This is a genomic window from Lactobacillus sp. C449L, assembly GCF_059900815.1.
On record NZ_JBWXGA010000389.1, the window covers coordinates 1 to 410 of the forward strand.

1 protein-coding gene is annotated in these 410 nt (G+C 60.7%); it reads left to right on the forward strand.

Annotation, left to right across the window (positions count from 1 at the left end):
• On the forward strand, positions 1-410 hold a 410-nt coding region (locus AC2JF9_RS09925; RefSeq protein ID WP_500727439.1), incomplete at both ends, for an SOS response-associated peptidase family protein.

Below are 410 nucleotides of genomic sequence, written 5' to 3' on the forward strand. Positions count from 1 at the left end.
GATCCTAGCAGCTATTTTGACGCGCTTGCTGCGGTCGACAAGGCGGGCAACATACTGGAGGTCGAAAAGGATTACACGGCGCCTGGCAAACCCGGATACGTCGTCCGGCTGGAAGATGACCAGCGGCTGCTAAGCACGATGCGCTGGGGCTTCCCGACGCGCAAACCGCGCACGCGACCAGCGCGCGACGGGGAATTGCCCTTCCTCTACAACTGGTGGACCAACGCTCGGAACATGCAGAGCTACATGTGGAAGCCGTGGTTGATGAAGGCCGAGCACCATTGCCTGGTGCCCTTCACCCACTTTTCCGAACCCAAGGTAGCTGCCGATCGGAAGGCGCCAGGCGACACCAACTGGTGGTTCACCGTCGAGGATCAGGTGGTACCGTGCTTTGCCGGCTTGTGGAAGGT